Raw genomic sequence first — 3,992 nt, forward strand, 5'->3', positions numbered from 1 at the left:
AATTATTGAAAGTGAAAACCTCATTGAATCATTTTGCAATAAAACAAAAACTATTGTTAAAAGCCAATGTTTTAATGTTCAATGAACTTCAAATTTTGAAAGGTGCTACGTAAGATGAGTAAAGAATAATAATGTAGTCATATATAAATTGACGTTTTTTGGGTTATCTTGAAAGTAATAAAACAGTTTCACTGTCTTATGAAATATATCATGACTACGAGAAGATGATTTTGTCTTTCTTTTAAAGTATTCCCATGAATGTCGAATATCATTGTGTGTTGATTCAATAAGAAATGCAAAATTTTTTCCACAGGAAGATATCTAAAGAAACTTTCTCATTCACCTGTAACACATTGACCTTTTAATGAGTTTTGTCAGGCTGGCGTCTCTGCCATCATCAAGCTCCCAGTCGATAAAGTAACGCGATACCTCATCAATAGCTCTCCAGATCTGTAAAGTGTTTTTTTCCATGAAGGAAATACCACATCTCGTCCATTTGAATAACAGTTTCAGCCGTCTGTGTTTTTGTAATTTGAATATTATTTGATTTTTGATTGATTTATTTGAAGACTGTAACTGAACTGACTGTAAAAAGTTTAGATATTTCTGGCATGGAAACGCCGAAATGTGCATAAAAGAACTATTGCCAGTTGTTCCGGAAGACCTCTTTCGAAACTTATTTATACGAGCTCCAAATTATAAATTCCAGTGATCAGATTGAATCTGAGGCCAAATCTTTTTCCTCTGTTTCTATACTTTTCAGATATAGCTTTAAATCGTTTGAGCATGCCGATAACATTTTCGTTTGCAACTCTTTCTTTCGAAAGTTCTTGGTTTTTCTTCTTTTCCTATTTGGTTAAAGGACTAATGTATCTTAAAAACGGGACAAGGAGATGCTATTTTTAAGAGAAAATGAAAAAAAAATAATACAGCTTAGATCCAAGGGAGAGAGTAATAGAATATATTAAGCTTGTTAACACTCAAAACACGACATCCAAGAAGTAGCGTAAGTAGGTGTGGTGGATCAGGTTTACCAAGATAATGAAAGCGGTGTTGAGATGACTATTTGTGCAGAACGCAGGATGGGGCAGAAAGGGGAAAAAAGCTTGCTGCCAAAAAGAGCGGTAACTATTATCAGAGGAAAAAATTATATCTGGATATCTTAAATCGATAGCACCTATGGTATTTTATGGTTTTTGTCATACAAAATTATCTGAAGCTTGGATAAAAGAGGTATTGATTAAAGAATTAGAACCTGGGTAAATTGTAATAATGGATAATGCTGCATTTCATAGATCACAAAGAACGAAAGAGTTGATCGAATTTGTAGGTTATCAACTCATCTTTTTACTGCCATGCTCACCCGATTTGAATCCAATAGAAAAATTTTGGGCTAATATGAAAAAATGAGTCAAAAATCAAATTAACCAGTTTGATAAAATTTACGAGGCTATTAGCGCATTTTTTTAAATCCCATTTGCATGCTAAATTACTATATCAATCAACTAATACTTTTTTTGTTTTATTATAATTTCAACTGATTTTATTATAAAATCGTAAATATTTAAATATTTTTTATTCAATTTATTATATCCTAGATTTTTTAGATAAGTCATCGTTCGTTCTCAAAAAAAAGTTTCTTCCTTTCTTCCTGCAAAGCTTTCGTTCATGTTTACGATTTTTACGATATCGGTCAATTTTAGATAGGGTAAATTAAGTTTCGGTTTGTGAATAATAGAGCGCGACATTTAGTGAATCGAAGATAGGCTTTCTATTATTATATAGCACACACGATATAAAAGGGTTATAATTTAAGATAAGTTGAGTTTTCGCTTATATTTTGCTCAACATAATTTGTTGGTAAATATTAAGATATCAATTTTTTTTAACGAGTTTAGATAAAAATGTTTTCAAATACAGGTACCTCTTCATTCTTTTCAAAAATTGTGGTACTCTTGTGTGCTTATTTTAAATTACAATGTTACTATGGGGCGATTTTTATGGGTGTATAGCTTAGTTCAAGGAATAACTGAAGCGATTCCGGTAAGCTCGTCTTCTCATATTCGGTTGATAGCACAGTGGATGCAGTTTCCTTTAAGCCTTGCCTTAGAAAGCGCGTTGCACATGGGAACAGGACTTGCTTTTTGTGCGGTGTACCCTTCATCGGTAGGAAAAATGTTTTTGGGGTTTTTTCATATTTTGAGAGGTCATTTTACAACAAAGGAAGCGCGTTGGTGGATGTTTGTTGCGATTTCTAGCCTCCCTGTATTGATTGTTGGCGGTATTCTTCATGTGCTACATATTCGGCTTCAATCACCTAACATTATAGCCTTTTTGTGTGTCTTGTTTGGTTTTTTGTTATGGTGGAGCGATCAGTATGGAGCTCGTCTTTATCCTGTAAAAATCGAAAAATTTGAAAAAGGTTGGGCTTATCGTGCGCTGACTTTAGGTTTTTTACAAATGTTAGCACTTTTGCCAGGAGTTAGTCGTTTGGGGGCATGTTTATTAGCCAGCAGATGGATTGGATACTCTAGAATTGAATCATTACGAATTTCTATTTCTCTTGGGATAGTTTCTATTTTTGCGTGTGTAACTTTAGAAGCTCAAACTTGGAGAACTTTAGGATTAAGTTCTTTTCTTTGGGGGCAAACCATTGCGATAACATTTACTAGCTGTGTAGTTACGTTGCTGATTTTTCGATATTACATTGAACGCTTTTCTTTTTTATGGTTTTTCTTTTATCGGTGTATTTTAGCAATATTTTTATTGTGTTATAGCGCAGTTTTTTAAGTTTTTATGATTTGTTTTCCAGTTAATTTTTATCGTTGGAGTCGTCTTCAAGATTATTCAAAAGTTCATGATGAAATAATGGCGTATGCTTACGATGTTTGTGATGAAAAAGCGTGTGAATCTGTTTGGCTTTTAAGTCACTTTCCAGTGTATACTTTGGGCGCTAACGCATCTTCTTATATACCTCAAAATTTATGTATTCCCGTATATCGCTCAGGTCGAGGAGGATTGCTAACGTTTCATGGCCCAGAACAACGCATGATTTATCCATTTGTCCATCTTAAACGACGCGAACTTACTGTAACTACGTACTTAGATATATTAGAAAAATGGATTCTTAATATTTTGAATAAATTAGGTATTTACGGAAATTGCACAAAAGAACGGCGAGGTGTATGGATCCAGAATAACAAAATCGCATCTATTGGAATTCAAATTAAACGCAATGTTGCGTTTCATGGAATGGCTCTTAATCTGTACTCACCTTCGAAAGCGTTTTTAAACATTTCTCCTTGTGGACTGGATAAAAAATTTGGTATGACCTCCTTAGATCAATTGGGGTTTTTTTTTGATTATGAAGAAATAGATGGTTTAATTCGCAGAACATGCCCATTTTAAAAACACCTAAAGTAATTCTGTGACAAAATTATAAAATTAAAATCGTTTTAATGAAATTTAAAATATTTATTTTGTTAATTTTTTTTATTATCTAGTAACTCTGAATACACAGTGAATAGAGTGAATTTATAATAGGATAAAAACAAAAAAATAAATTTCTTCGTAAGCTATAGTAATTTAGCTTAAAAACGGGACAATGAGATGCTATTTTTAAGAGAAAATGACAAATAAACAAAACAGCTTAGATTTAAGGGAGAAAATAATTTTTTGTTTAGTTCCAAATTCTTATGGTATAACCTATAAGGCACTAAAGGAGGCTAATTTATGGAAAGTATACTGCATGGAAATGCCAAGACCACGCTTCGAGTCCGAAAAGAAATACAAAACTCTGTACAAAGTGAAAGAAAAGATTCCCAATCTCATGGGCTCTAATCTGCATTGACGCCTCTTGTCTAAATGTCTTACCCAAAAAAAGAGTCGGCTCCTGAAAAAAAGAAATTTATCCCTTTGGATTTGTTCATATTGACAGTACAGAAGGTTCTCACAGATCAAGGGAAATGCGTTTTTGTAGGCCATTGATCGGG

At 33.0% G+C, this 3,992-nt stretch carries 4 protein-coding genes and 1 pseudogene; 4 read left to right on the plus strand and 1 reads right to left on the minus strand.

What is annotated here, in order from left to right; all coding sequences use genetic code 11:
• Window positions 1-680: 680 nt before the first annotated feature.
• Window positions 681-827, minus strand: a pseudogene (locus P618_RS06440) (IS5/IS1182 family transposase); the annotation flags it as partial.
• Between the two features lie 189 nt (window positions 828-1,016).
• Between P618_RS06440 and P618_RS07680 the strand changes: the two are divergent.
• The 4 genes from P618_RS07680 (at window position 1,017) to lipB (ending at window position 3,408) form a co-directional block, all read left to right on the plus strand.
• Window positions 1,017-1,166 carry a hypothetical protein gene (locus tag P618_RS07680; RefSeq protein ID WP_021827103.1) on the plus strand — a complete coding sequence of 50 codons (150 nt, stop codon included), beginning with the start codon at window positions 1,017-1,019 and terminating at the stop codon, window positions 1,164-1,166.
• Window positions 1,167-1,272: 106 nt separating this feature from the next.
• A complete protein-coding gene (locus tag P618_RS09075) occupies window positions 1,273-1,410 on the plus strand; it encodes a transposase (protein ID WP_021827104.1) in 138 nt (45 codons plus the stop codon).
• Between the two features lie 549 nt (window positions 1,411-1,959).
• A complete protein-coding gene (locus tag P618_RS01230; protein WP_021827105.1) occupies window positions 1,960-2,790 on the plus strand; it encodes an undecaprenyl-diphosphate phosphatase in 831 nt (276 codons plus the stop codon).
• A gap of 6 nt (window positions 2,791-2,796) precedes the next feature.
• Window positions 2,797-3,408 carry a lipoyl(octanoyl) transferase LipB gene (gene lipB, locus P618_RS01235; RefSeq protein ID WP_024161033.1) on the plus strand — a complete coding sequence of 204 codons (612 nt, stop codon included), beginning with the start codon at window positions 2,797-2,799 and terminating at the stop codon, window positions 3,406-3,408.
• The last annotated feature ends 584 nt before the right edge of the window (window positions 3,409-3,992 follow it).

The organism is Holospora obtusa F1 (genome assembly GCF_000469665.2).
GTDB lineage: Bacteria > Pseudomonadota > Alphaproteobacteria > Holosporales > Holosporaceae > Holospora > Holospora obtusa.

Coding starts and splice junctions, on each gene's coding strand:
- lipB (WP_024161033.1), top strand. CDS start 2,797: ATGATTTGTTTTCCAGTTAATTTTTATCGTTGGAGTCGTCTTCAAGAT.
- P618_RS09075 (WP_021827104.1), top strand. CDS start 1,273: ATGGATAATGCTGCATTTCATAGATCACAAAGAACGAAAGAGTTGATC.